A 24,204-nucleotide genomic window follows, 5' to 3' on the forward strand; every position below is an offset into this window, starting at 1 on the left:
GCCGGTTCGCGGTACTAGACTGCCCGGTGTGGCCGGCCGAATTCCTGAACGAGACATAGCCGCCATCCGCGAACGCACTCGAATCGAGGACGTGGTCGGTGACTACGTCTCGCTCAAGCGCGCGGGCGGCGATTCCATGAAGGGGCTGTGCCCGTTCCACGACGAGAAGTCACCGTCGTTCCACGTGCGCCCCAACCATGGGCACTATCACTGCTTCGGCTGCGGCGAAGGCGGCGACGCCTACTCGTTCCTGCAGAAGATCGAGCACATTTCCTTCGTGGAAGCCGTCGAGCAGCTCGCAGACCGGCTGAACTACTCCATCACCTACGAAGGTGGCGGGCCGTCGGTTCAGCGGGATCGCGGCACACGCGCACGGCTGATCGCGGCCAACGCTGCCGCGCAGGAGTTCTACGCTGCACGGCTCCGCGAGCCCGACGCGCAGGCGGCGCAGGACTACCTCACCGAACGCGACTTCGACGGGCAAGCCGCACTCACCTATGGGTGTGGATACGCGCCCGACGGGTGGGACACCCTCACGAAGCATCTGCTGAGCAAAGGTTTCGAGGCCAAAGAAATCATCGACGCCGGCTTGGCCACGCCAGGCAAGCGCGGCACCCCGATCGACCGATTCCGCCGCCGCCTGGTGTGGCCGATCCGCAGTCAGAGCGGCGACGTCATCGGCTTCGGCGCACGAAAACTCTTCGACGACGACACCATGCCCGGCAAATACATCAACACCCCGGAAACCATGCTGTACAAGAAGTCTCAGGTGCTGTTCGGTCTGGACATGGCACGCAAAGACATCGCCAAGTCGCACCAGGCCGTCATCGTCGAGGGCTACACCGACGTCATGGCAATGCACCTGGCCGGCGTCAAGACCGCCGTCGCGTCGTGCGGCACTGCATTCGGTGAAGACCACCTGGCGATGCTGCGTCGACTCATGATGGACGACAGCTACTTTCGCGGTGAGGTCATCTACACCTTCGACGGCGACGCGGCAGGAAAAGCAGCCGCGATGAAGGCATTCGAGGGTGATCAGAAGATCGCCGGGCAAACCTTCGTCGCCATCGCCCCCGACGGGATGGATCCCTGCGAGTTGCGCCAGAAGTCCGGCGATCCTGCAGTGCGCGATCTGGTGGCGCGTCGGACACCGATGTTTGCGTTCGTCGTCAAATCGCTGCTGAGCGAACATGATCTGGATACCCCCGAGGGCCGCGTCGAAGCTTTGAAGCGGACGGTTCCCGTCGTTGCCCGCATCAAGGACGGCTCGTTGCGTGACGAGTACGCCCGCCAGCTCGCGGGGTGGACCGGCTGGGACGACACCGCAATGGTGCTCGCCAGAGTGCGCGACGAAGCCAAGAGGATCGCTCGGGGCGGCGGAGACGCCAACAGCAAGCGTGTGCCGTTCGAGAAGCGTCAGGAGCCGAAGCCGGAAACACCGGCCGGCCCACCGCGACCACAACCGCGAGATCCCGCGCTGTGGCCGCAGCGCGAAGCCCTCAAGTCGGCGTTGCAGAACCCGTCGATCGCCGGCTCCGTGTTCGATTCGTTGCCCCCGGAGACATTCACACATCCCGCCTACGCGGCCGTCAGTGCGGCCGTCACAGCCGCGGGCGGCACCGCTGCGGGGCTCGGCGGAGGAGAATGGGTCGATGCCGTCGCCAAACGCGCCGAGGGACCTGTCATTCAGTCACTCGTCATGGAGTTGGCCGTCGAACACATACCCGTCGCCGACATCGCGCTGACCCGCTACACCAACGGTGTGATGGCGCGCTTGCAGGAAGTGTGGGTCGGTGAGCAGGTCGCCGAACTCAAATCCAAGATGCAGCGCATGTCACCGCAGGACAACCCGGACGAGTACTACGCACTGCTCGGCGATGTCATCGCCCTCGAACAGTACCGGCGAAGCCTGCTCGAGCAGGCCATCGGCAACGTGGAGGACGATTCAGCCGCCGGCTAGCTACTTCCTGCGGAGCTGATCCTGCGGAATGTACAGCTGCGACTCGTCGTCGATCGTCTTCATGGGCTCGAGCTTCGGCTGCGTACTCAACGAGTCCGACAGCTTCTGCCTGCTCACATCGAGAACCTTCCTCGTAGCTGGACTCCCGGCGACAGCCGCAGCTGTCTTACGGATCTGCTCGTAGCGACCACGACCAGCCTTGGCTCCGAGTACGTACGCCGCTCCAGCAGCCAGAACCAAACGGATCATCAAAGTCCTCCCACAGTGTTGCTGGTCATCAGTGTTTGGCGGTCATCGAGGTAGGCGCCACTCCGCCTACCTCTACGCGCGTCCCACCATCCTGCCTGACTCGGCTCCACCAGGGCGATTTGGTACTCCCATGGGGGTGTGCGCTATGGTTTCTCTCGGCGCACACGAGAGTGTGACGCCACGAAGTAATCCCCTGTAGCTCAATTGGCAGAGCTTCCGACTGTTAATCGGACGGTTGCTGGTTCGAGTCCAGCCGGGGGAGCGCTGATAGGCCCTCTGACCTGCACGCACGTGCGGGTCAGGGGGTCTTTTTTGTGTTGGAGCACGTGTTGGCGAAGTCGGACGGTCAGTGTCCATGTCGGTTCGCGTGACGGCCGTGACCTGGGATCTGTCTTCGATGCTGACGGATGTGTCACGAGTTGTCACAACTCGTTCGTAACTCACTTTTCGATGAGCCTCTGATGGCTGGCCATGGTCTGATCGAGCGTGCGCGTCGTGCTGCTGGTTTGACGCAAAGTGAGCTTGCGCTGCGGGCGCATACTTCGCGTCCGACGTTGTCTGCGTACGAGAACGGCCGCAAGTCACCGTCTTTGGAGACTGTCGAGTGATTGTTGGGGGTGGCGGGCTTCGGTGTCGAGGCTGTTCCTCGGACCGAGTTCATAGAGGTTGCGGGTGCTCGTGGTCGGGTGTTTCGGGTGCCGACGTCGTTGCCGCGGTTGCCGGTTTGGGACGCGTTGGCGACGGTGGTGTTGCCATCGGAGTTGAATTGGTCCGATCCGGGGCAGAAGTTTCGGTTGTCGGACTGTGTCGAGCGTGCTCGGGTGTACGAGATCGTGTTGCGCGAGGGTGGGCCGGAGGACGTGCTGCGGTACATCGATGGTGTGCTGCTTGTCGATGTGTGGTCCTCTCCGGACTAATGAGGCGCAGTCATATTCGGTCGCAGGCTCGACGAAGTCTTCAGCTCCTCCGCGATAACCGCGATAACCGCGATAACCGCGATCGGCAGCGCTATTTAAGCACCCTCATCGAATGCGAAGATGGGCAGACAATGTGCGTTTAATGGCTCACGTTTCGAATACTGCATATCCACCGGTCCGGGTGAGCGTTATTCGAATCGGCCGCAACGTAGCCCTGGCAATCAGACCGTTCGCCGCCTCGCCGACGATCCCCTCGCGCCTCGGGCAGCCGCGAGCGACGCCCGTAAGGTGACACGACATGACCGTCGAAACGCAGTGGAAACGCATCGTCGACTGGTGTGAAGCAAACACCCCGGCTACTGCACGAGCACTTCGCCCCGGTAGCGCACCTGAGGTGGTCGACGCCGCCATCGAGGCCACCGGAGTGAATTGGACAGGTGAACTTCGTGAGTTCTATCTGCTTAACAACGGTATGCAGCGCGACGACCCCGAGACAGGGGCGTACGCCGGAAGTATCTTCCCCATGCACGATCTAATCGATCTCGACGAGGTTCTCGAAACTCGACTGAGGATGCGGGCAGTCACCCAAGAACTGCTGGCGAGCGATCCGGTCGTCAGTCCCGAACAAGGTGCCGAATTTATTCGCGAGTACGAACGCCAAGACGCGGGATCGGTCGCGGGTTGGTTTCTGTCCTCGTTCATTCCGTTCGCAAGCCGCGATGGCTACATGTACTTCGTCGACACCAGGCCCGGACCTCGATCTGGCTGCGTCACCGGGTACGCACATTCTGACGCCGACAATCGTGGCCCCGTATGGTCCAACGTCGCCGAGATGCTCGAAATCCACGCCGACGCACTGACAACGGGGTCGCCCATCCGTAATTTTATTCCCTCGGCCGACGACGGTGTCCTGAAATGGCATCTCATCGACGACGGCAGAAGCACGGCATCAGCAAAACCCGCATCCAGCAGTTACATACCCAGTCCTGACGACGAGAAGATCAAGAACGAGGCACGTCGTCGTCTCCTCGGTCGCTGAGTCCGTTCAGCCCGTATCGAGTCCTCTTCGACACGAATACCGCCCGTTCGAATACTGCAGATCCGCCGGTCGAGTGAGGATTGCTCGAAGCGGATGCAATGTAGCTTGCTGCCAGTACAGAGGGTTTGCGGGCAACTAGGGATAGTCTCAACGAAGTTCGCCATCCTCCGTAGCCCGCGTGACCATGGGGCACCGCAAGTTTCGCATACTGCATTTGCACGAATGAACCCGTGAAGCGCACCCGCAGCGAGTACCGCACCCTTCGAATACTTGTTGTTGGACGACCTCGCCTGAACTGTCGTGGGTCGTTCCATGCAGACTTTGATGCGAACCGGTCACGACGGCCGGGCTGACACTGTCATGATCGAACGGAGCTGTGTTGATGCGGAGCCTCAAAGTGTTGCTGGCTGTTTTTGGGCTTGTGCTGGGATTGGTATCGACTGTTCTGCTCGCCATTTTTTCCGATTCCACATCGAGGTCGGACTACGCGTTTGCGGGCGAGAGCACTAGCTCTGCGGGAGTGAGCTTCAGCGAGAATCCGCTGTTGTTCGTTGTTGGCGTGCCGCTTCTCTGCGCCTTGCTGGGGTGGCTCGTAGCGCTTATTCTGACCAAGCGCGGGTGGGTGATGTCGCGCGCGCATTGATGGAGTCCTGTTTGGCTCCCCGGTGGTGGAGCATTGTATTGCGGTACTAGTTCGCTGTCCGGACTACTCTGGTGACTTATCTATTGGGACGTGGGTAAAGTTGATCCGTTGCGGAGAGTTCTGGTTCGGCGGCGGGGGGCTTCTGCAGCTCGAACCAACTATCAGCAGGACTTTCGATCTCGGATACTTTCCGAGCGTTGATGTCTGTTTGACTCGATGAGGGTTCGATGTCATCCCACAAGGTCACCATACGCTCGGTTGCAGACGCGTACTGGTTGCCGTCGAGGGTGTGTCGCGTTTCCTTGATGCCGAAATGCGGCCAGGAGAAGTACACCTCGAGTGGCCCGGCTGGGGGGACTGGGGACAGAATGAGGCCGACCTTGCTGTGCAGTCCGATTTCGCCTCTCCCGTTCCCGCTCAACTCATTTCGCTTACCGGAAGGTTGGTTGCTCGGATACCGTCAGGGTTTTCGAAGTCGATCAACATTTGCCAAGTGTGTGTCGGTTGACTTTTGCCGAAGCCGTACAGATCGAGAAATCGTTCTGTAGCAGTCACACTCGCCTCGACTGTGAACGTCATGCAGGTGCTGTACACATGCGAACCGATGAGCCATACCGCGATTGTGTCGCTCATTCCGAATGGGCATGGAATGAAAGCGGATTCCCATGCGGCACGTCCCGAGCCGCCGGCTCTACATTCAGGACGCCCGCGGCAGCGGCGGCACACCGGTTACCGGCTGTCCGGGATGCAGCATGGCCTGCAGTTCTATCAACGTCTCATCGGTCAAACTGTCTGCGCCGAGGCCGGTAGCGCATGCCCAATCGAAGTCCCGCGTCGACCATCCCCGGATTGGTGTCGGATAGTGCCGCGTCCAGTTCCTTGGAAGCAACCAATCCTCGTCGGACCGTCGCCGTCGCCACAATCGTCCGGAGCCCTTCTCGAACTCCGCCTCGAAACTGTCCGGGTGCCGCGCATCTCGCCGGACCTCTGTCGGAGTGAAATCGACCAGAACGTTGGCTTGCATTCGCCGAGCGCTGACAGTTTCGCGAAACCACTCCATGTCACGCTGCGAGCGCTCGACCCACCGGGCGGTGTTCTCGGCTTGGACGTCCAGCGGCGCTCTGACCGGTCCGCTCCATGTGAATGTCGAGTCCGGCAACGCTTGCGTTGGGAAGGCGCAACGACTGTATTCCGCAGTACCTTGTGCGCTGTCCTGCTTCAGGATTGCTCCGGTCTCGATGTCGACCGTCAACACTTCAGGCTGACTACCACGCCCGGTCTCGAGTTCGATCGACCAGCAGGGTCGACCGAGAAACAATGTTGACTCTATTGCGCGGGTCGGCCGGCTGTAACCAGGGCGCACCCAATGTTCCACCGGGCGAGAGACGATGAGTTCCCGGCCAGGGTTGTGCACACGTGTGTTCAGCAGGTCTGATTCGATGGGTTCATCGTGCTGCGCGTCGAAGACCCAGCAGGCCTCACCGTCGGAGAGGAACCGCGGTTCTCCAGCGAGCGACTCGATGCGTGTCTTGCGGCCATCGCGGAGAAGTCGAACCTCGCCGAGCCCGAAGCCCACGTGCGACGGGGCGACGCCGTGATGCGCGTCGTAGATGACCCGAGACCCGGTCTCGACGTGGGCGGCCCGCACAATGCCGATGACCGGCGACGTCGGACCATCTACGACCTTCAGCAGTACTTCTACCCAATGTGTCATACGTACAGCACCCCGTTGACTGCGTGCGATCGATCCGGATACGCGCGAGTGTCCGCCTGTTCCATCAGCTCCGTCGGGACGTAGCGGGTCACGTCGTCCAGTCGCTGTCCCTGCTCGTCGTACAGACGCAGTCGCGCCACCAAGATCAACTCCTTGTAGTCGTCGTGCTTGAATCTCACGTGCAGTCGCCCGTACGGCCAGTCACCGACGAACTCGGCCTGGACATCGTGCATGAGTGGCGAAAACCGGCGGCCATGCAGCTTGCGTACGCAGTATCGGATGTACGACGCATGATCCGGTGGCTCGGGAGCAACCGGTCGACACCAGCTGGAGACGTCGAGGTCGTCGGTGGCGGTCAGGATTCGAGGTTCGATCTGTCCGGCCGTCAGCTGCATGAGCGCGCGTGTTGCCTTACCGCTCCCTGCGTAGTGCGCGAGGAGCCACAGCTGATCACCGTGCGCGGCACCTGCTGCCACGTGCACGCCGGGCAATCGCAGTTCCAGTTCGGGCATCCTCGAGTTGTCTCTGTATGCCCGGACCAGAAGAACGTTGCTCCGCTTGTCGGTCATTCCCCAATGCCACCGGATGCCCTCCGCAACTGCGCGTTTGCGGCGGTGTCGTTCGTTGTAGGTGACGTCGGCGTACTCGCTGGTGTGCCAGGACCCGGCCGCGTTCGATCTGGGGTGGTCGTCGAGACGAACCCGATTTGGTGCTGCATCCAGCGGTAGGTAGATCCACGACTTGGTGCGCTGCAGAACGTATCCCGCGGGTGCAGGTGAGTCGCGGTAGGTCCGCGTCCATGGATCGTGCTCGACGCCGAGATGCACGCTGTCGTCGTCGAAGTCGGCCGCCGCGAGAACCCCGTCCATGTCGACTGTCGTGATTCCCCCGCTCGGGTCTGCCAGAACGAGCGGAGGCTCAGGGTTTACCTGACGCCGAGGGGATGTGTCGGCGGTGGGCGCGATGTCTTCGCGTACCTGTGTTGGTCGGAAGCACCACGCACCGGATGAACCTGCCGTCAGGAGATGGGTGCCTTCGAGATATTCGGCATGATGAACACCGTCGACAGTGATGCGGGCCAGCGTCTCGGTACCTCGGTACTGCACCCAAAGTCCATCCTCGTCAGAGGCAACGGTGAGGTCGGATGAAGTGGAAGAGAGTATCTGCGGCCAGGACACCACCCGGTCGAGACAACCAGTTGCGCAGTCCAGAAGTGCTGCCAAAGGTTGGGTCTCATCGAGCAGCCATAGGCGGCCAGCGGCGAACTCTAAATAACGCGGGCGAAGGAGCCGACGTTCATGCGAGCGGGCGGTCATGCGCCTTTCGGCAAAGTCATAACGCCGATGGTACGACACCTCGGCCCAAGTGCACAAAGATGTTCTCTCGGGACAGTTATGCCGCGTGGGATGCTCGAGCTATGCACTGGCCGATCTACGAGTACGTGGAGGAGTGGGATCTTCCGCTGGTCCCCGCATCCGGGAACGGTGCGCCGACGCACCTTGTCGACGCATGCGCTGCAGTCGGGCGCGATTTGCACTATCGCAGGCATGGCCCAGATGTGGACCTCGACGGTGCGGTATGATCGGCCCAGGGATTTCGGACAGTGGACCCGCTTAGAATAGGGATCTACTGAAATGAGCCAGTCCAGCATGAGCAGATCGCGTCGATCGTTCAGTCCCGAGTTCAAGGACGAACTGTGCCGAGAGGTCATCGACTCCTCCAAGCCGATCAGCGAAGTCGCCAAGGCCTACAACGTCGGTGACGACAGTCTGCGCCGGTGGCTGGTGAAGTATCGGGACACTCACGGCGGCGGCCCGGACACCGAACTCACCCTCACCGAACGAGCCCGCCTCGCCCAACTCGAACGGGAGAATCGAGAACTTCGAGCCGAGGCAGCCTTCCTGAAAAAAGCAGCCTCGTACTTTGCACGGGAGCCACGGTAGTGGCGAAGTACGAGTTCATCGATTCCTATGTCGCGGACGACTCCGCGGTAGTACCGATCACCGACCGCTGCCGCTGGCTCGCGGTCTCCACCTCCGGGTTCTACCACTGGAAAAGCCGGCCGCAATCAGCAACCGCGATCCGCAGAGATACTCTGGCACAACGTATTCGGGTGTTCTTCGGGCTCTCGCACGGCACGTACGGATACCGCCGCATCCACGCAGATCTGCGAGCAGCCGAGATTGAATGCTCCCCGGAACTGGTCCGATCGATCATGCGCGACGAGGACCTCGCGCCGTGCCAGCCGCGGCCGTTCCGGGTCACTACCGACTCCGACCCGAACAGCGAGCCGGTCGTGCCGGATCTGCTCGTGCGCGACTTCTCCGCTGATCGCCCAGGAGCGAAGTTCGTCGGCGACATCACCTACATCCACACCTGGCAGGGGTTCGTATATCTCGCGACGGTCATCGACTGCTACTCCCGCAAAGTCGTGGGCTGGTCGATCGCAGACCATATGCGTACCGAACTGGTGGCGGCGGCGTTGACGAATGCGGCATCGACGACCCTGATCGAGTCGGGAGCGATTTTTCACTCCGATCGCGGCAGTGTCTACGCATCGCGGGCCTACCGGGCTTTGGTGAGCTCGCTGGGGATGCGGTCGTCCATAGGGCGGACCGGGGTGTGTTGGGACAACAGTATGGCGGAAAGTTTCTTCGCGGCCCTCAAGAACGAGTGCGTCTACCGAACGATCTATCCCACGAAAGACAAAGCGCGACAAGATGTCATCAGATATATCGAAGGGTTCTACAATCCACGACGCCGGCATTCGGCAATCGGGTACCGATCCCCGAACGACGTCCACTACAGTTATCGGCAGCCCGCGATCGCGGCCTGAGAATAGTCATCTCCATTGTCCGAAATCCTCGCGGCAGATCAGTATGGACCATCTCGCTGATGGAAGACGGGTGGTGCCACCTCAGCTTCGCTTCGGATTCGCGCCCGAAACTGAAGAATTCCGGTGTCGAACTGCAAAAGTCCTTTTCCTTGGGCGGGCTGCACATCGATCAGCTCCTCGAGGAGGCAACCGTCGTTGTCGCCGACGCCGTACAGACCGAACTTGCCGGGTACCCACCGTTCGTTCAATGGCCGATCGAGGAGAAGCGGCTGCTGTTGCCAGTCGCTCGTGCCGGTGCCGCGATCTGGCGCGACCCCCGCACCGATCGGAGTGTCGCCGAAATTGGCTTGTTGAAAGCGGCTAGTTGAAAACGCTGAAGCTTCTCCAACCCGTTGAAATATCGGACAGTGGACTCTAATTCAGTCCTGGGGCGGTGACGCTGAACGATTCGACTACTGCATTGTGCCAGTCGCAGACTGACAACCGTTATCGCTCAACTGCGTCTCCCCGAATTTCATTCTTGATGACCGGCATGCCAAGTTCCGCGATGCCCGTGTTGGGCTTCGAGCTGCGCTGCTGCATTCGATCCAGGCTGGCCAGCTTCGCAGCGGCTGCATAGAGACTGATCCGCAGTCCTTCGGCCTCACCGGTCCACCCATTGGCCCGCGCCTCATCTATATGAGCACGAAGATTGGCCACAATGTCGACCAGTCGTGTCCGAGCGCCTGGATCGATTCGTAGGCTCGGGCACCGAATGGACGCGTGCTCATGCTGGCACGGCGTCCCGTAGGGGCGGCCACAGGTTCCTAGTTCGAGCTTGCGCATCTCGAAGTGCTGTTGGAAGTCGTGCCATTCCTGGTCGGTGGGTTCGCGGTACTCGGCGGCGGGTCGTACGGCGCGGCGGGAGTCGAGGAAGGAGCGCTACGAGCGGATCAACTTCGCCGAAGATCCTCACCGCGATCACGCCGCTGGCGCGTCTGGCTTGGTCGAACACCGGGGTCACTCTGCCGCCAGCGTCCTTGCGAAATGGCGGCTGTCCGGTCTGGGCGAAGTCGCTTTGGCCGTCGCGTTCGAGACGTTCGTTACCGACGTGCTCGGCGAGCCCACATACTTGCCGAGTCACCAACGTGAGGCATCCGATGCTCACTCTTTCAGAATGATGCGCAGATTCTTCGACTACCAAATAAGGCATGTGCCAGCGCGCGAGCGGGAACACATCGTGGACGGTCATCTTAGGCGCATGAAAGCAGAGGCATAGAGGACGTCGGAGCCTCTGCTTTTGTTGGTCAGCCGCGTCCACACCGCGTTTCCTTCGAAGCTAAGCGCTCTCGTCGAAGGTGGGACAGCCTTGATTCGAGTATCGACCAAGTTCCGAGCAGGTCGGCGCGTCGACCAGATTCGCCGATGATCGAGGTGCCCTTGATTGGATGGCAGGACTCAAACAATCACCGCTTTCGATTCGCATGTGACGATTGCCAATCCGAGGGTTGCGCTCCGTCCCAGCGCGTGTGCAGGGCAGTCCGCCGGGCCTTTCGGCTTTGACTCAGGTGTCACGCAGTTGTCACAAGTGGGTACGAACGGGCGTGGATTCGGGTAGTACCGCCTGAACAATTGCTGCTGCTCAAGGGCACTGAGGTGGCTCCATTTGGATGCATGGAGATGACGCTCATGTGGCTGTTAATCGGACGGTTGCTGGTTCGAGTCCAGCCGGGGGAGCGCTAATAGGCCCTCTGACCTGCGGATTCGTCCGTTGGGTTGGAGGGCCTTTTTTGTTTCTAGGTCTCGTTTGTCACGGATTGTCACAAGTTGTCACGAGGTCTTGGTGGCTACTGGTGCGTCGGTGAGTGTGCATGGAACCACCGACGTTCGGAGTGCAACTCCAACTAGTCGGACGGTCGAAGTCCACCAACGGATTCGGGCGCCAATGAACCTGTTCGACACCTTCGTCTTGGTGCGGAGCAGGGGCGCTAACTGAGCACAACTTTTGGTGTTTGCCGAAGGCAACGTAAATTGCATTTTCCGCATCGACTAACGTCGAAAAGCCAGTTCAGCACGGATTGTCCCGCAAACGTGTCAGTGAACTCCGCTAGGTTGCCGATGTGGACTTTCGACCAGGCCGATCAAACCTGTCAGGTGACCCTTGATCTGCCGCGAGGATTTCGGACAATGGAGATGACTATTCTCAGGCCGCGATCGCGGGCTGCCGATAACTGTAGTGGACGTCGTTCGGGGATCGGTACCCGATTGCCGAATGCCGGCGTCGTGGATTGTAGAACCCTTCGATATATCTGATGACATCTTGTCGCGCTTTGTCTTTCGTGGGATAGATCGTTCGGTAGACGCACTCGTTCTTGAGGGCCGCGAAGAAACTTTCCGCCATACTGTTGTCCCAACACACCCCGGTCCGCCCTATGGACGACCGCATCCCCAGCGAGCTCACCAAAGCCCGGTAGGCCCGCGATGCGTAGACACTGCCGCGATCGGAGTGAAAAATCGCTCCCGACTCGATCAGGGTCGTCGATGCCGCATTCGTCAACGCCGCCGCCACCAGTTCGGTACGCATATGGTCTGCGATCGACCAGCCCACGACTTTGCGGGAGTAGCAGTCGATGACCGTCGCGAGATATACGAACCCCTGCCAGGTGTGGATGTAGGTGATGTCGCCGACGAACTTCGCTCCTGGGCGATCAGCGGAGAAGTCGCGCACGAGCAGATCCGGCACGACCGGCTCGCTGTTCGGGTCGGAGTCGGTAGTGACCCGGAACGGCCGCGGCTGGCACGGCGCGAGGTCCTCGTCGCGCATGATCGATCGGACCAGTTCCGGGGAGCATTCAATCTCGGCTGCTCGCAGATCTGCGTGGATGCGGCGGTATCCGTACGTGCCGTGCGAGAGCCCGAAGAACACCCGAATACGTTGTGCCAGAGTATCTCTGCGGATCGCGGTTGCTGATTGCGGCCGGCTTTTCCAGTGGTAGAACCCGGAGGTGGAGACCGCGAGCCAGCGGCAGCGGTCGGTGATCGGTACTACCGCGGAGTCGTCCGCGACATAGGAATCGATGAACTCGTACTTCGCCACTACCGTGGCTCCCGTGCAAAGTACGAGGCTGCTTTTTTCAGGAAGGCTGCCTCGGCTCGAAGTTCTCGATTCTCCCGTTCGAGTTGGGCGAGGCGGGCTCGTTCGGTGAGGGTGAGTTCGGTGTCCGGGCCGCCGCCGTGAGTGTCCCGATACTTCACCAGCCACCGGCGCAGACTGTCGTCACCGACGTTGTAGGCCTTGGCGACTTCGCTGATCGGCTTGGAGGAGTCGATGACCTCTCGGCACAGTTCGTCCTTGAACTCGGGACTGAACGATCGACGCGATCTGCTCATGCTGGACTGGCTCATTTCAGTAGATCCCTATTCTAAGCGGGTCCACTGTCCGAAATCCCTGGGCCGATCACCTCGCCGATGGCGCAGTGTCGACCGCTGCGGTACCGGAGATTCCCACGGCCGTCGGCAAGCGGATCGTCAAAGCGGTCGAGTCATCACAGGCCGAGGACTCGCCGTACCTACGCGGCGGGGCTCTAGCGGGCATTGATACCAACTGACGTGACTATGCTGCTCAAGTAACGAACTTGTGGAGGGAGGTGACGAAGTGGCAACTGCCGATCAGGTCAAAGCGCTGGTGAAAAGCCACGCTGAGGGGGACAACAAGCGATTTTACTCGGTAGCATTGCAAGTCGCGGCGGGTGCTGCACGCAATGGACAGAACCGATTCGCACAAGATTTGCGCGACCTGGTGGATGACCTACGGGTACGCGACAGTGGTCCACGAGTCACCCCAGTGGTATCAGTCGCGCAACCACGCGGTGAGCTTGCTCAACTGCTTACCGTCTCCTATCCCCAGTCGGTCCTCGCTGACCTCGTCCTTGAACGGCCAGTTTCTGCACGTTTGGAACGTGTCCTACTTGAGCAACGCCAGGGGGACCGCCTTCGTTCGCACGGATACTTACCCCTCCGGCGTTTATTGCTAACTGGACCACCCGGAACAGGAAAGACGATGTCGGCTCATGTTCTCGCTGGGGAGTTGCGCTTGCCTCTGTTCCAGGTTCGGCTCGACGGGTTAATCACCAAATTTATGGGAGAGACCGCGGCGAAACTTAGATTGATTTTTAATGCACTTTCCGAAACACGTGGGGTCTACTTATTCGACGAGATCGACGCACTCGCGGGTGAGCGTGCCTCATCGAACGACGTCGGTGAAATACGGCGAGTGCTTAATTCTTTCCTGCAGTTCCTTGAACTAGACGGATCCGACAGCCTTGTCGTGGCAGCAACAAATCACCCGCAACTACTCGACCGAGCGGTCTTCCGTCGGTTCGACACTGTAATCGACTACCCGCTGCCGACGCTGGAACTGCTTCGTAAGGTGATTCAGAACCGCCTTGCGACAATTCCGGTTGGTCGCCTCGAATGGTCGAAGGTAGCTGTTGAGGCGGAGGGTTTGAGTCACGGCGAAATATCCATCGCTTGCGACCTGGCTGCTAAGGAAGTAATACTGTCTGGAGCTAAACAAGTCACCACATCGAGTCTCCGAGCTGCGCTTCACGATCGTCGTTCCCACCTGGCTTGATCTAAAACAAAGGATAATATGGCGGCGCGGGATAGGCCACACTTATTTGTCTCAGTGACTCGGTCGGCCTCTTACAAGCCGCCGCCGCGCACAATGTCGAACACCCCCATTCATGGGCCAGCAGACCGGACCTTTCACGGATCAAAACTCCGCAACGAGCTGGAGCGGTCTGCAATTGATGCGGCGGAGCGCCGTCAGAACCTGAGCGCACCTGTAGATGGGGCGATTGAAGGTAATTACGTGGTTTTCGAAAGTTTTCCCGGTATAGACCTCGCATTGAATACACTCGATCCCCGACAAGGAAAAACGCATCCGGAATTGCGGGCCGTTCGTGACATCGCGACGAACGATGATGAAATCATTGAAAGCGCTACTGTATTCGTTCCAACGGGGACGATGAAATATTTTATTGATCGCATCACCGCATACCTCGAAACAGTTGACAAGAAGAAGCCTCGAAGCAGCAACTTTGTCGACCGCATTCAAGCGATTAAGTCGGCCTCGGTCGAGAGTCTTTGGACCGACCCTCCGGAACAGTTTCCGACTGTCGGTCAAACAACATGGTGGGAAGTGTGGCTACGGCGACGGGACGGCGGCGAAGTCGATCGGTTACGCACGTTCGCCGAGGCGGCGAACCTACAGGTAGGCCGACAGACGCTGGGTTTTGGTGATCGAACGGTAGTGCTCTTGCGTGGAACCGTCGAACAGATCGGTTCTGCGGTCGACGTACTCGACGATCTGGCCGAACTTCGCCTGCCTCACAATCCAACTCAATTTCTCGCAGACGGCGACGGTATTGAGCAGCAGCAGTGGGTGGACGACCTAGTCGGCCGACTGGAACCCGCGGAAATTGGATCCCCGACAGTGTGCATCGTCGATAGCGGGGTCTACTGGGAACACCCCCTGCTCCGAGGATCCATCGACCAAACCGACTGCCAGGTTGCAGATCCAACTTGGCCCGCCCACGATGATCAGGGACATGGAACAGAAATGGCTGGTCTAGCGCTGCTTGGCGATGTTGGCGACGCGGTAGCAAGTAAGGGGCCCGTGCGACTCACCCACCGGCTGGAGTCTGCGAAAATACTTCCACCACCACCAGGCAACAACGACCCGGAACTTTATGGGGCGGTCACTGCTGAAGCTGTCAATTATGTCGAGATAGAAGCGCCGGATGGGCACCGCGTGTATTCGCTGGCCGTAACAGCACGCTGGAACACCACTCCCACCCCGGGTGAGACATCGACCGTCTACGGACAGCCGACGTCGTGGTCCACCACTCTTGATGCGCTCGCGGTCGGCCGCAGGGTTCTCAACGAAGACGGGGACCTCATTTTTCTGCAGCAAACTGATGAACCAACGCCAAGGTTGTTCTGCGTGTCCGCTGGAAATGTTCCACGAGAGAAGTGGCAGGACGACCACTTGACACGAAGTGTCCTGGAGCCGGTGGAGGACCCGGCGCAGGCGTGGAATGTACTGACTGTTGGCGCGTACACGCAGTACGACACCATGACAGGCGCCCCTCCGGGCTTCAATGATTGGACCCCTGTTGCGCCTCGCGGTGAACTATCCCCATTAAGCCGCACCTCTGCCGCGTTCAGTAGGCAATGGCCCCAAAAACCCGAGGTTGTCCTGGAAGGTGGCAACATCGCTCGGTCACCCGACGGGACTGACTTCGACAGTCCGCCAAACCTTCAACTTCTTACAACGAAGGCGGTAATTCCGCCGTCCTTTAGTAGCCGTTCTTTCACTACTACACACGCAACCAGCGCGGCAACAGCGCAAGCGGCGTCACTCGCTGCATCTATCACTGCGGCGTACCCTTCACTCTGGCCCGAAACCATCAGGGCGCTGTTGGTTCACTCTGCTGAATGGACCCCTGCAATGAACGCGCAATTTGCAGCCGACAACAAAAAGACCGCGCGAACTGCATTGTTGCGGCAGTACGGGATGGGGGTCCCTGACCTGGGCCGCGCCACGCGCAGTGCCACGGACGCACTCACGCTAGTAGCGGAAGATGTGATACACCCGTTTCTTGACGGCAAGATGCGTGAAATTCATTATCACGCCCTACCTTGGCCGTCCGACATACTCGCGGACCTGGGTGATGCACCTGTTCGTCTTCGAGTGACCTTGTCGTACTTTATTGAGCCTAATCCGGCCCGCCGCGGTTGGAGGCGTCGGTACAGCTACGCGTCACACGGCTTGCGGTTCGATATTCGACGAGCAACCGAGAGCACCTCCGACTTTGAGAAGCGCATCAACCAAAAGGCACTCGCGGAAGACGAACTGCGCCCTGCGTCTGCAGATGACACAGGAGAATGGTTCTTCGGAACTCGACAGCAGCAGGCGCCAGGGTCGCTGCACAGTGACATCTGGACCGGAAGCGCAGCCGACCTAGCCCAACGAGGTGCGATCGCGGTGTATCCGGTAACCGGCTGGTGGAAGGAAAATCCCGGTCGTGATCGGAGCTCAGACGGCGCACGTTATTCAGTCGTAGTTTCTATAGAAACACCAGGACAAGATGTTGACATCTGGACACCTGTCGCCCAAATGATTGGCGTTCCAATCGAAATCCAGACCTGACGGCCTTTTCGTAATCGGAGCGGCAAACTGTCTTGCGGATACAACTACAGAATAGCCCAAGCCGTGACCTACTCTGACCGCCGCGTCAATTTGACCTGGCGGTGCGGTGGCTGACACCAAATGAGACGGCTCCAGTCAATGCATCTTGACGGTGCGGAAACTGTCATCGGTCGGCCCGGGCGCCGACCGATGACCCCGAACGGTTGTCACACAGTTGTCACAAGTGGGTACGTACGAGCATGGATTCGGATGGTACGTCCTGAACGGTCAGTGCTGGTCAGGGGCTCTGGGCTGGATCCGTGTGAACCTGCCGGAATAGCTCTCATGTGGCTGTTAATCGGACGGTTGCTGGTTCGAGTCCAGCCGGGGGAGCGCAATAGGCCCTCTGACCTGCACGCACGTGCGGGTCAGGGGGTCTTTTTTGTGTTGGAGCACGTGTTGGCGAAGTCGGACGGTCAGTGTCCATGTCGGTTCGCGTGACGGCCGTGACCTGGGATCTGTCTTCGATGCTGACGGATGTGTCACGAGTTGTCACAACTCGTTCGTAACTCACTTTTCGATGAGCCTCTGATGGCTGGCCATGGTCTGATCGAGCGTGCGCGTCGTGCTGCTGGTTTGACGCAAAGTGAGCTTGCGCTGCGGGCACATACTTCGCGTCCGACGTTGTCTGCGTACGAGAACGGCCGCAAGTCACCGTCTTTGGAGACTGTCGAGTGATTGTTGGGGGTGGCGGGCTTCGGTGTCGAGGCTGTTCCTCGGACCGAGTTCATAGAGGTTGCGGGTGCTCGTGGTCGGGTGTTTCGGGTGCCGACGTCGTTGCCGCGGTTGCCGGTTTGGGACGCGTTGCTGGTGTGCTCCCGACGGTGCTGCTGCGGCCCGCCCCGGCGGACAATAGCGCCTCACGTCGCACTGGTCCCTGCTTTCGGGTGATCGCACGCATCCTGGACGTCCAGGTCGGGGGCGAGGATGCCGGTGGAGTCGATGACTCAGGTGCCTCTTGGCGCCGATGCTACGTCCTGTTCGCCATACTGAAGGTCAAAAGGATCTATCAGCAGCCAACGACACCTTCACACCTGTCGGTCCGTACCTCGTCACCCCCGATGAGGTCGGAGATCTGGCAACACTGCAACACTGCAACTACGGACGCGTGTCGACGATGCACTGCGGCAAGACGCCGATATCAAAGACCTGATCTGGGGAGTGCCGGAACTGATTTCGTATGCATCTCCTGTGATGACTCTCAACCCCGGCGACATCATCACTACCGGCACGCCGGCTGGCATCGGTCAGGTCGCCGACGGCAACGTCGTGAGCGTAGACATCGATCGCATCGGCGTTCTCACCGTCAACGTCAGTACGGTCGGGGCAGTGGCATGCTCCAAAGGGGGCCTCACGCGGACCCAAACCACCTGAACAGATCACCCAAGTCCGCGACCGCACCGCCGCCGCAAGCGGTACCAGCGGATAGGTCGAGACCGGCCGCTCACTCGATCACAACGGGCTGCCGGGATCAACAAACCCACCGAGCCGCCAACACCGATCAGGATCAACCTTCGGTAGCGGCCTGACACCCACTGGACTCATCCGCCTTGACAAATTCCGGAAGGAATGTCAGCCGACCGAGGTCTGGGTTAGGTTGTCCTCGGAACCGATTTGGGATGCTCAGGAATCGCGCAGACGCGCCAGCGTCTAGAGCCATTCGTGGAAAGAATCGTCACGAGGGCGAGAACGTCGGGTCAACTGCGTTCGGATGTCGAGGTGAACGACTTCTTTCCGATCGTCGGCATGATCGGCGAGGCCGCTGAGTTCTCGGGCGCGATCGACGCATCCAACTGGAAGCGGTATTTCACAATCGTGATCGACGGTCTGCGTGCCGGGGCTTGTAACGAATCGAAATTGCGTGAGCGCGCACTCACTGGCGACGTGATCGACACAGCCAAAGCGGCACTGCGCCGCCGCCGTCGCTGACCGGTAGCTTCCCCTGCAGTTGATTTGTTGAGCACCAGTTGGCCGGATTCCGACCTGGTTGAACCAAATTCATCTGTCCAGCGTGCATTTCGAATTCACTGGCATGGCATGGCATGGCATGTGCTGCTCTTCGCGCTGCAATGTACGACACGGAGCGCTCCAGATCGCTACGTTATATTCTCTGCCAGAACCGAGTACGTAGACTGCCGATCAACATGAGCCGCTGAGGGCTGCGTCTGCGCAACTTTGATCAGCTCAACGTGACTCCGGTAGCGTCGGCCACCTGCTCGACGGTCACGCCCGGTGCGAGTTCCACCAGAGCCAGCGTTCCATCGCCGACGACGTCGATCACCGCGAGATTGGTGATGATGCGATTCACGACGCGTCGGCCGGTCAGCGGGAGGGTGCAGGTGTCGAGGATCTTGGGATTGCCGTCGCGGTCGGTGTGCTCCATGACGACGATGACCCTGCGCGCGCCGTGAACGAGGTCCATGGCACCGCCCATACCCTTGACCATTTTGCCGGGGACCATCCAGTTGGCCAGGTCACCCGTCTGCGAAACCTGCATGCCGCCGAGCACCGCGGTGTCGATGTGGCCGCCGCGGATCATCCCGAACGACAGCGACGAATCGAAATATGCGGCACCGGAATTGACGGTAACGGTTTCCTTGCCCGCGTTGATGAGGTCTGCGTCCACCTTGTCCACCGTCGGGTACGGCCCGGTGCCCAGGATTCCGTTCTCCGAGTGCAGCACCACGGAAATATCCGCCGACAGATAGCCCGGAATCAATGTGGGTAAGCCGATCCCGAGGTTGACGTACTCGCCGTCGACCATCTCGGCCGCGGCACGCCGAGCCATTTCGTTGCGAGTCCAGCCCGTTGCCACCGATGCCGTCATGATTGCACTCCTGCACTGACAGTAAGCTTTTCGATGCGCTTGTTCTGCTCTCCGGTGTGAACGATCCGCGTAACGAAGACCCCGGGAAGGTGCACCGCCGCCGGGTCGATCTCGCCTGGTTGGACCAATTTCTCGACCTGTGCGATGGTCACTCGGCCTGCCATTGCTGCGAGTGGGTTGAAATTTTTTGCAGTCTTGTCGAAGACGAGGTTTCCTTCGGTATCCCCGAGCGCGGCATGCACGAGTGCGAAATCGGCGTTGATCGCTACTTCCATCACGTACCGTTTGTTGCCGAACAACCGCGTCTCTTTGGGTGGGGATTCGATCGCGACTGTGCCGTCGGGACGATAACGCCACGGCATCCCGCCGTCGGCGATGGGGCTGCCGACGCCGGCGGGGGTGAAGAACGCCGGGATACCGGTACCCCCTGCTCTGAGTCGCTCGGCAAGAGTCCCCTGTGGAGTGAGTTCGACTTCGAGTTCGCCGGCGAGGTATTGCCTCGCGAACTCCTTATTCTCGCCGACATAGGACGCTGTGACGCGGCGGATGCGGCCGATCGAGAGCAGGATGCCGAGTCCGTGATCGTCGACGCCGCAATTATTGGAGAACACCTCGAGGTCGGTCGCCTCGGTTTCCGCGATCGCTTCGATGAGTGCATCGGGGATGCCACACAATCCGAACCCGCCGACCGCAAGGCTCGCACCTTTCCCGATATCGGCCACCGCCGCCGCTGCGGACTCGAATACCTTTCTCGACGTTCTCACAGGTCCCGGCATCAATACTCCTCAGGTGTTCACTCAGTAAACGCTCGATCTTCTGTGCCTCAGTAGACGTTGAAGTGCATAGAAATGGAAGCAGAAGACGCACAGCAGCCGCATACTGTTCGTGAGTCGAACGGACACTCCACCAGCGTTCACTGAGTGAACGTTAGACTGACCGGCATGACGCAGCAGAGCAGCGGGCCCAACGTCGTCGGGCGCGCAACGGCATTGTTGCGCGCGGTAGGCGCCGCCGAACCCACTGGCGCTTCGACCACAGAACTTGCCAAGGCGACCGGCCTCGCGCGACCGACGGCACACCGCTTGTTGACCTCGCTGACCGAGGAAGGATTTCTCGACAGAGACTCAGCCACCGGACGATGGGCCCTCGGACCGGAGATGTACCTGCTCGGATCGGCAGCCGCCGGTCGTTACGACATCACCGAGCAGGCACGCAGCGTCGTACACACGCTCGCGAGAGAAAGCGGTGAGAGTGCTTTCCTGTCCACACGCCGCGGCGACGAAACAGTGTGTCTGCTGCGCGAGGATGGCAGTTTTCCGCTGCGGTCCCATGTGTTGTACGAGGGCATCCGGTTGCCGCTCGGGGTCGCGTCGGCGGGTTTGGTTATTCTGGCGCATCTACCTGACCGCGAGATCGACGAATACCTCGGACAGGCCGATCTGCAATCGGAGTGGGGACCGCAGCACCATCCCGACGTCCTTCGCGAGCGCATCGCGGCCACCCGCGAATCGGGGTACGCAGTCAATCCTGCGCTGCTGGTCGAGGGCAGTTGGGGCATCGGGGCTGCCGTGTTCGACCGGGCAGGCAAGCCCGCCTGGGCGCTCAGTCTCACCGGCGTCGAGACAAGGTTTCGACCGCAGCGTCGCCACGAACTCGGAATGCTACTACTCCAACAAGCCCATGTTCTGACGGGACGACTCGAACGACGTTGGTAGTCAACATTTCTGAGACTAGGAGGCCAGATCAACGACTGGAGCATCAGCAACGGACGACGCTCGGCGATCGCACTCCTACCTTGGCTCTACGAGCAAAGCGCAGTGCCAGCCGTCGGCGGACGTCCGCAATCAAGTCTATGGCGACGACGCATCGTGCGCAGTGTCCACTTCGTAGGCACTCGGGCTCGCCGCTGCAGCTCGGGCAATCGAGGGCCGTGGTGACACCTACGTATTCACGGCATATCAGCTGCCCCGCGGGCGATCACCAGACATCATACTGTCTTTACCTCATATTGCGCAGCGGCCGTAGGTCCGTACGGCGGCAGTGAAACACCATCGCAGAGCGATTAGTTGGGCCAGCGGACCCTGTACCGGGCATCTGTCATCGGGCAGCAATCGCACGCCGCTAAGCCCACCGGCTGTCCTGGGCAGGTCAGGTATCTCGCCGGTGATTCGTGCCCTGACCGTCCTGTATGAGTCTAGGAGTGGAACGACCCCGCGGGCGAGTTCACTGCACGCTTGTCTCGTCGTCGGCTCGGGCAATGCAATTATCGGCGTGGTGGGTTCGATGCTGTTCGACCCGTCCACCGCCTCTGCGCAATGGGTCGCCGTCGGTCTCGACGAGATCCTTGGGGCCAGGAACGATGGTGGGGGGACCTGAATTGAACAGTGCGTTGGCTCCTTTCCGCTCCTGGGGCGTCCATAGTTGATTATCTACTAAGCAGTTGACATCTAGTTAGTACTCGCTGAAGTTTCCGGCTGGATCTTTGAGTACCAGAAGAGGTTGGACCCGAACCTGCATAGCGGACGGCGGCCGCGGTGGCACCGAACAGCCGGAACCGGTTTCGCAAGTGCGCGCCATACCTCGCCGCGCAGCTACGGTTCGTGCTTGCCGCCGCTATGGGTTTGTCAGACGGCTCGACGCGTGCGGGATGCCGTGTTCACTTTGCGTTCGGACGCGGTCAGCCCGCCCCAGATACCGTGCAGCTTCCCGGTGCCGCAGGCATACGTCCGACGCTGCACAAGGGCCGGGCAGCTCGCACACGTCTGTTTGGCTGCGCGTTCGCGACGTCGGCATGCGATGGGCATCTACCCTATCGAGGTGAATAAAAAGTAGTCGCCGAGCGAACGACATGCTGCGTGTACTCACCAGTTCACGTCTCGGCCATATCCGCGGTCACCGATTCTCTCCCTATCGCCCGAGGCGGGCGTGCGACTGGTCGCCCGATCCATTGTCTGTGTTGGTGATGACGTCAAATTGGACCGAGGACTTCGTCGCGATGTTCGGCGCGAAGGTTTCCGCGATGCGTACGTGGTCGCGATGAGTGAGGTAAGCACGGGGTACATCCGCGCAGTTCTGATGACGTAATCATCGCCGCGACCGATAGCGTGATCAGGAAGGTACTCGTCGAGCGGTCGGTCAATCACCAGTAGGCACCGGTTGGATCGCCGTTTTGACGGTGCGGGTGAACGTCATGACCCAGTCATACGACGGCGTGAGAAGCTCGACCGCAGCAAGTGATGACGTCAGATCCTGGCGTCCCAGTACGGCGGCTCGGACGACGTAGACCTGGCAGAACGTGAGCATCGCGCGGGCAGTGTCCCGTGTGGAGGACGGGCCCTTGCCCGCTGCCACCAGCAACCGCTCCACGGCGGTGGCGAAAGCGTTCTCGATCGCCGTCATCCGTGCCTCGACAATGGTGCGGATTCGCCGGTGTTGCAATGTCGGTACTCGGTCACCACCGCAGCACGATTCCCGTTCACCTACCGACGAACGAGTACGAACAATCAGTCGGTGCACCCAGGCCCGCGCGTCGTCTCGGGCAGCGAGCCATTCCCGCCAGCCGATGGGCTCGTCGCAGTGCCTGCACGATCCGAGGTAGCCGTCGTACTCGAGAAATTTCGGCGGATATGGCCAGGAGGCTTGCCGGACTGTGCATCCTCTTCGGACTTTGGGAAACGTCGACCACTCCTTCAGACGCACCTCGAAGCCAGGTGTTCGATCAATGGGTGATCGCGGTTCTCATCCAGCTGCATGAGCAGTCGATCCGCGATCGACGCTGACTGCTCAGCGGCTGGAACACTGTTTCAATTCTGAGTACGATCGGCGCTTTGCCGACACGAGACTATGACCCGTGCGACGTTCCGACGCCCGCGACCTCCCCGTCGGCGTTGTGGGCGGCCAGCTTTCTCAGTCGGCGGATCTACCAGTCGAGTCCACCTCGTTCCCATCGCGGGCAGAGGCCGTGCAGGCGATCCAGGAGCGCGAGGTGTACGGGGCTTTCATCCTCGGAGCCGACGACCCCGAGGTCCTCGTCGCGGGTGCGGACGGTGCGGCGGCTACGTCGGTCATCGAGGGCATCGGCAAACAGATCGCACTGATGCAGAACGCGAACCTCACCATCACGGACGTGGTGCCTCTGTCGGCCGAGGACTCCACCGGCGGCGGGATCAGCGCGATGGGCTTCCCTCTCGTGCTCGGCGGCATAGTCGGCGGCGTCGTGATTTCACTCCTTGTCGCTGGAGTCACTCGACGGCTACTCGCACTCGCGTTCTATGCCGTCGTGGGCGGGGTCCTGGTCGCGCTCGTGACCGGACCACTCCTGGGAATCCTCGGAGGCCACTTCTGGGTCGAGGCTCTCGCAATCGGCGTCAGCATGCTCGCCACCGCCTCGACCATCGTCGGTTTGAACGCGCTCCTTGGGGCACCGGGCATCGGGGTCGGTGCGGTGGTCACCATGCTGATCGGCAATCCGATCTCTGGAGCTGCACTCCCATACCAGTTCATCGCTGGACCGTGGGGCGCGATCGGGCAGTACTTCGTTCCCGGGGCGGCGGCGAGTCTGGTCCGTGAGGTCAACTACTTTCCGGACGCCTCGTCGTGGCACGAATGGACTGTCCTGCTGACCTGGACGCTCGCAGGTGTCGCACTCTCGGTCCTCGGTCACCACCGCAGCACGACCCCCATCCATCTACCGGAGAGCGAGCTCGAGCAGCCAGTCGGCACTCTCGCATAGTCCAGGCGCGGACAATATTGGAGGGGTCTACCTCAAGAACAACGACGGCACCG

At 60.5% G+C, this 24,204-nt stretch carries 24 protein-coding genes and 1 tRNA gene; 16 read left to right on the forward strand and 9 right to left on the reverse strand.

The features are described 5' to 3' along the window. Positions 1–28 precede the first annotated feature (28 nt). Entirely contained in the window at positions 29–1,960 is a 1,932-nt protein-coding gene (dnaG, locus tag E5720_RS18795) for a DNA primase (protein ID WP_136171890.1), read from the forward strand. On the opposite strand, the gene E5720_RS18800 is transcribed toward dnaG, so the two are convergent. Further along, positions 1,961–2,209, reverse strand: a complete 249-nt coding sequence (locus E5720_RS18800; protein WP_136171891.1) for a hypothetical protein — start codon at positions 2,207–2,209, stop codon at positions 1,961–1,963. Positions 2,210–2,398: 189 nt separating this feature from the next. Between E5720_RS18800 and E5720_RS18805 the strand changes: the two genes are divergently transcribed. From E5720_RS18805 to E5720_RS18820, 4 genes are all read left to right on the forward strand, one after another. Continuing rightward, positions 2,399–2,471, forward strand: a tRNA-Asn gene (locus E5720_RS18805). Between the two features lie 199 nt (positions 2,472–2,670). After that, positions 2,671–2,817 (forward strand): helix-turn-helix transcriptional regulator, encoded by a 147-nt coding sequence (locus tag E5720_RS21865; protein WP_136171892.1) that lies wholly within the window; start codon positions 2,671–2,673, stop codon positions 2,815–2,817. After that, positions 2,818–3,126, forward strand: coding sequence for a hypothetical protein (locus E5720_RS18815; protein ID WP_136171893.1), 309 nt, complete (start codon positions 2,818–2,820; stop codon positions 3,124–3,126). It abuts the gene before it with no gap. A gap of 298 nt (positions 3,127–3,424) precedes the next feature. Further along, entirely contained in the window at positions 3,425–4,165 is a 741-nt protein-coding gene (locus tag E5720_RS18820) for an SMI1/KNR4 family protein (protein ID WP_136171894.1), read from the forward strand. Between the two features lie 1,060 nt (positions 4,166–5,225). Here the strand turns inward: E5720_RS18820 and E5720_RS21765 are convergent. The 3 genes from E5720_RS21765 to E5720_RS18830 all read right to left on the reverse strand — a co-directional run bounded on the left by E5720_RS21765 (position 5,226) and on the right by E5720_RS18830 (position 7,628). Next, positions 5,226–5,441 carry a hypothetical protein gene (locus E5720_RS21765; protein WP_168708384.1) on the reverse strand — a complete coding sequence of 72 codons (216 nt, stop codon included), beginning with the start codon at positions 5,439–5,441 and terminating at the stop codon, positions 5,226–5,228. A gap of 64 nt (positions 5,442–5,505) precedes the next feature. After that, a complete protein-coding gene (locus E5720_RS18825) occupies positions 5,506–6,522 on the reverse strand; it encodes a hypothetical protein (RefSeq protein ID WP_136171895.1) in 1,017 nt (338 codons plus the stop codon). Then, positions 6,519–7,628, reverse strand: a complete 1,110-nt coding sequence (locus E5720_RS18830) for a hypothetical protein (protein WP_136171896.1) — start codon at positions 7,626–7,628, stop codon at positions 6,519–6,521. The genes E5720_RS18825 and E5720_RS18830 overlap by 4 nt, the downstream gene beginning before the upstream one ends. A gap of 311 nt (positions 7,629–7,939) precedes the next feature. Between E5720_RS18830 and E5720_RS21770 the strand changes: the two genes are divergently transcribed. The 3 genes from E5720_RS21770 (at position 7,940) to E5720_RS18840 (ending at position 9,726) form a co-directional block, all read left to right on the forward strand. Beyond that, positions 7,940–8,104, forward strand: a complete 165-nt coding sequence (locus tag E5720_RS21770; RefSeq protein WP_168708385.1) for a hypothetical protein — start codon at positions 7,940–7,942, stop codon at positions 8,102–8,104. 67 nt (positions 8,105–8,171) lie between these two features. Continuing rightward, positions 8,172–9,358, forward strand: a protein-coding gene (locus E5720_RS18835; protein ID WP_136172499.1) for an IS3 family transposase whose coding sequence is annotated in 2 segments (ribosomal slippage) — positions 8,172–8,439 and positions 8,439–9,358 — 1,188 coding nt in all. Because the reading frame shifts where the segments join, the coding sequence is not laid out codon by codon here. 59 nt (positions 9,359–9,417) lie between these two features. After that, a complete protein-coding gene (locus E5720_RS18840; protein ID WP_136171897.1) occupies positions 9,418–9,726 on the forward strand; it encodes a hypothetical protein in 309 nt (102 codons plus the stop codon). A gap of 1,814 nt (positions 9,727–11,540) precedes the next feature. On the opposite strand, the gene E5720_RS18850 is transcribed toward E5720_RS18840, so the two are convergent. Then, positions 11,541–12,727, reverse strand: a protein-coding gene (locus E5720_RS18850) for an IS3 family transposase (protein WP_136172499.1) whose coding sequence is annotated in 2 segments (ribosomal slippage) — positions 11,541–12,460 and positions 12,460–12,727 — 1,188 coding nt in all. Because the reading frame shifts where the segments join, the coding sequence is not laid out codon by codon here. Positions 12,728–12,813: 86 nt separating this feature from the next. Between E5720_RS18850 and E5720_RS22310 the strand changes: the two genes are divergently transcribed. From E5720_RS22310 to E5720_RS18875, 6 genes are all read left to right on the forward strand, one after another. Then, a complete protein-coding gene (locus E5720_RS22310; protein WP_281727907.1) occupies positions 12,814–12,945 on the forward strand; it encodes a hypothetical protein in 132 nt (43 codons plus the stop codon). A 47-nt stretch (positions 12,946–12,992) separates the two neighbouring features. Continuing rightward, positions 12,993–13,970 (forward strand): ATP-binding protein, encoded by a 978-nt coding sequence (locus E5720_RS18855; protein ID WP_136171898.1) that lies wholly within the window; start codon positions 12,993–12,995, stop codon positions 13,968–13,970. A 93-nt stretch (positions 13,971–14,063) separates the two neighbouring features. Then, complete coding sequence (locus E5720_RS18860; RefSeq protein ID WP_247596049.1) at positions 14,064–16,553, forward strand: S8 family peptidase; 2,490 nt, start codon at positions 14,064–14,066, stop codon at positions 16,551–16,553. A 570-nt stretch (positions 16,554–17,123) separates the two neighbouring features. Further along, complete coding sequence (locus E5720_RS18865) at positions 17,124–17,270, forward strand: helix-turn-helix transcriptional regulator (protein ID WP_136171892.1); 147 nt, start codon at positions 17,124–17,126, stop codon at positions 17,268–17,270. Positions 17,271–17,732: 462 nt separating this feature from the next. Then, a complete protein-coding gene (locus tag E5720_RS22195) occupies positions 17,733–17,966 on the forward strand; it encodes a fumarylacetoacetate hydrolase family protein (RefSeq protein ID WP_247596355.1) in 234 nt (77 codons plus the stop codon). A 288-nt stretch (positions 17,967–18,254) separates the two neighbouring features. Beyond that, positions 18,255–18,521: a hypothetical protein gene (locus E5720_RS18875; protein ID WP_136171900.1), complete on the forward strand. Its 267-nt coding sequence runs from the start codon at positions 18,255–18,257 to the stop codon at positions 18,519–18,521. 250 nt (positions 18,522–18,771) lie between these two features. Here the strand turns inward: E5720_RS18875 and E5720_RS18880 are convergent, their stop codons facing one another. After that, on the reverse strand, positions 18,772–19,419 hold the full coding sequence (locus tag E5720_RS18880) for a 3-oxoacid CoA-transferase subunit B (RefSeq protein ID WP_136171901.1): 648 nt from the start codon (positions 19,417–19,419) through the stop codon (positions 18,772–18,774). Then, positions 19,416–20,195, reverse strand: a complete 780-nt coding sequence (locus E5720_RS18885) for a CoA transferase subunit A (protein ID WP_136171902.1) — start codon at positions 20,193–20,195, stop codon at positions 19,416–19,418. Before E5720_RS18885 ends, E5720_RS18880 begins: the two co-directional genes overlap by 4 nt. 165 nt (positions 20,196–20,360) lie before the next feature. Between E5720_RS18885 and E5720_RS18890 the strand changes: the two genes are divergently transcribed. After that, a complete protein-coding gene (locus tag E5720_RS18890; protein WP_136171903.1) occupies positions 20,361–21,134 on the forward strand; it encodes an IclR family transcriptional regulator in 774 nt (257 codons plus the stop codon). 909 nt (positions 21,135–22,043) lie between these two features. On the opposite strand, the gene E5720_RS18895 is transcribed toward E5720_RS18890, so the two are convergent. Together E5720_RS18895 and E5720_RS18900 are read right to left on the reverse strand one after the other, a co-directional pair. Then, positions 22,044–22,223: a WhiB family transcriptional regulator gene (locus tag E5720_RS18895; RefSeq protein WP_136171904.1), complete on the reverse strand. Its 180-nt coding sequence runs from the start codon at positions 22,221–22,223 to the stop codon at positions 22,044–22,046. 331 nt (positions 22,224–22,554) lie between these two features. Continuing rightward, on the reverse strand, positions 22,555–23,118 hold the full coding sequence (locus E5720_RS18900) for a hypothetical protein (RefSeq protein ID WP_136171905.1): 564 nt from the start codon (positions 23,116–23,118) through the stop codon (positions 22,555–22,557). A 151-nt stretch (positions 23,119–23,269) separates the two neighbouring features. On the opposite strand from E5720_RS18900, the gene E5720_RS18905 reads away from it, so the two are divergent. Beyond that, entirely contained in the window at positions 23,270–24,151 is an 882-nt protein-coding gene (locus E5720_RS18905) for a hypothetical protein (RefSeq protein WP_136171906.1), read from the forward strand. Positions 24,152–24,204 lie beyond the last annotated feature (53 nt).

This window comes from Rhodococcus sp. PAMC28707 (assembly GCF_004795915.1).
Lineage (GTDB): Bacteria > Actinomycetota > Actinomycetes > Mycobacteriales > Mycobacteriaceae > Rhodococcoides.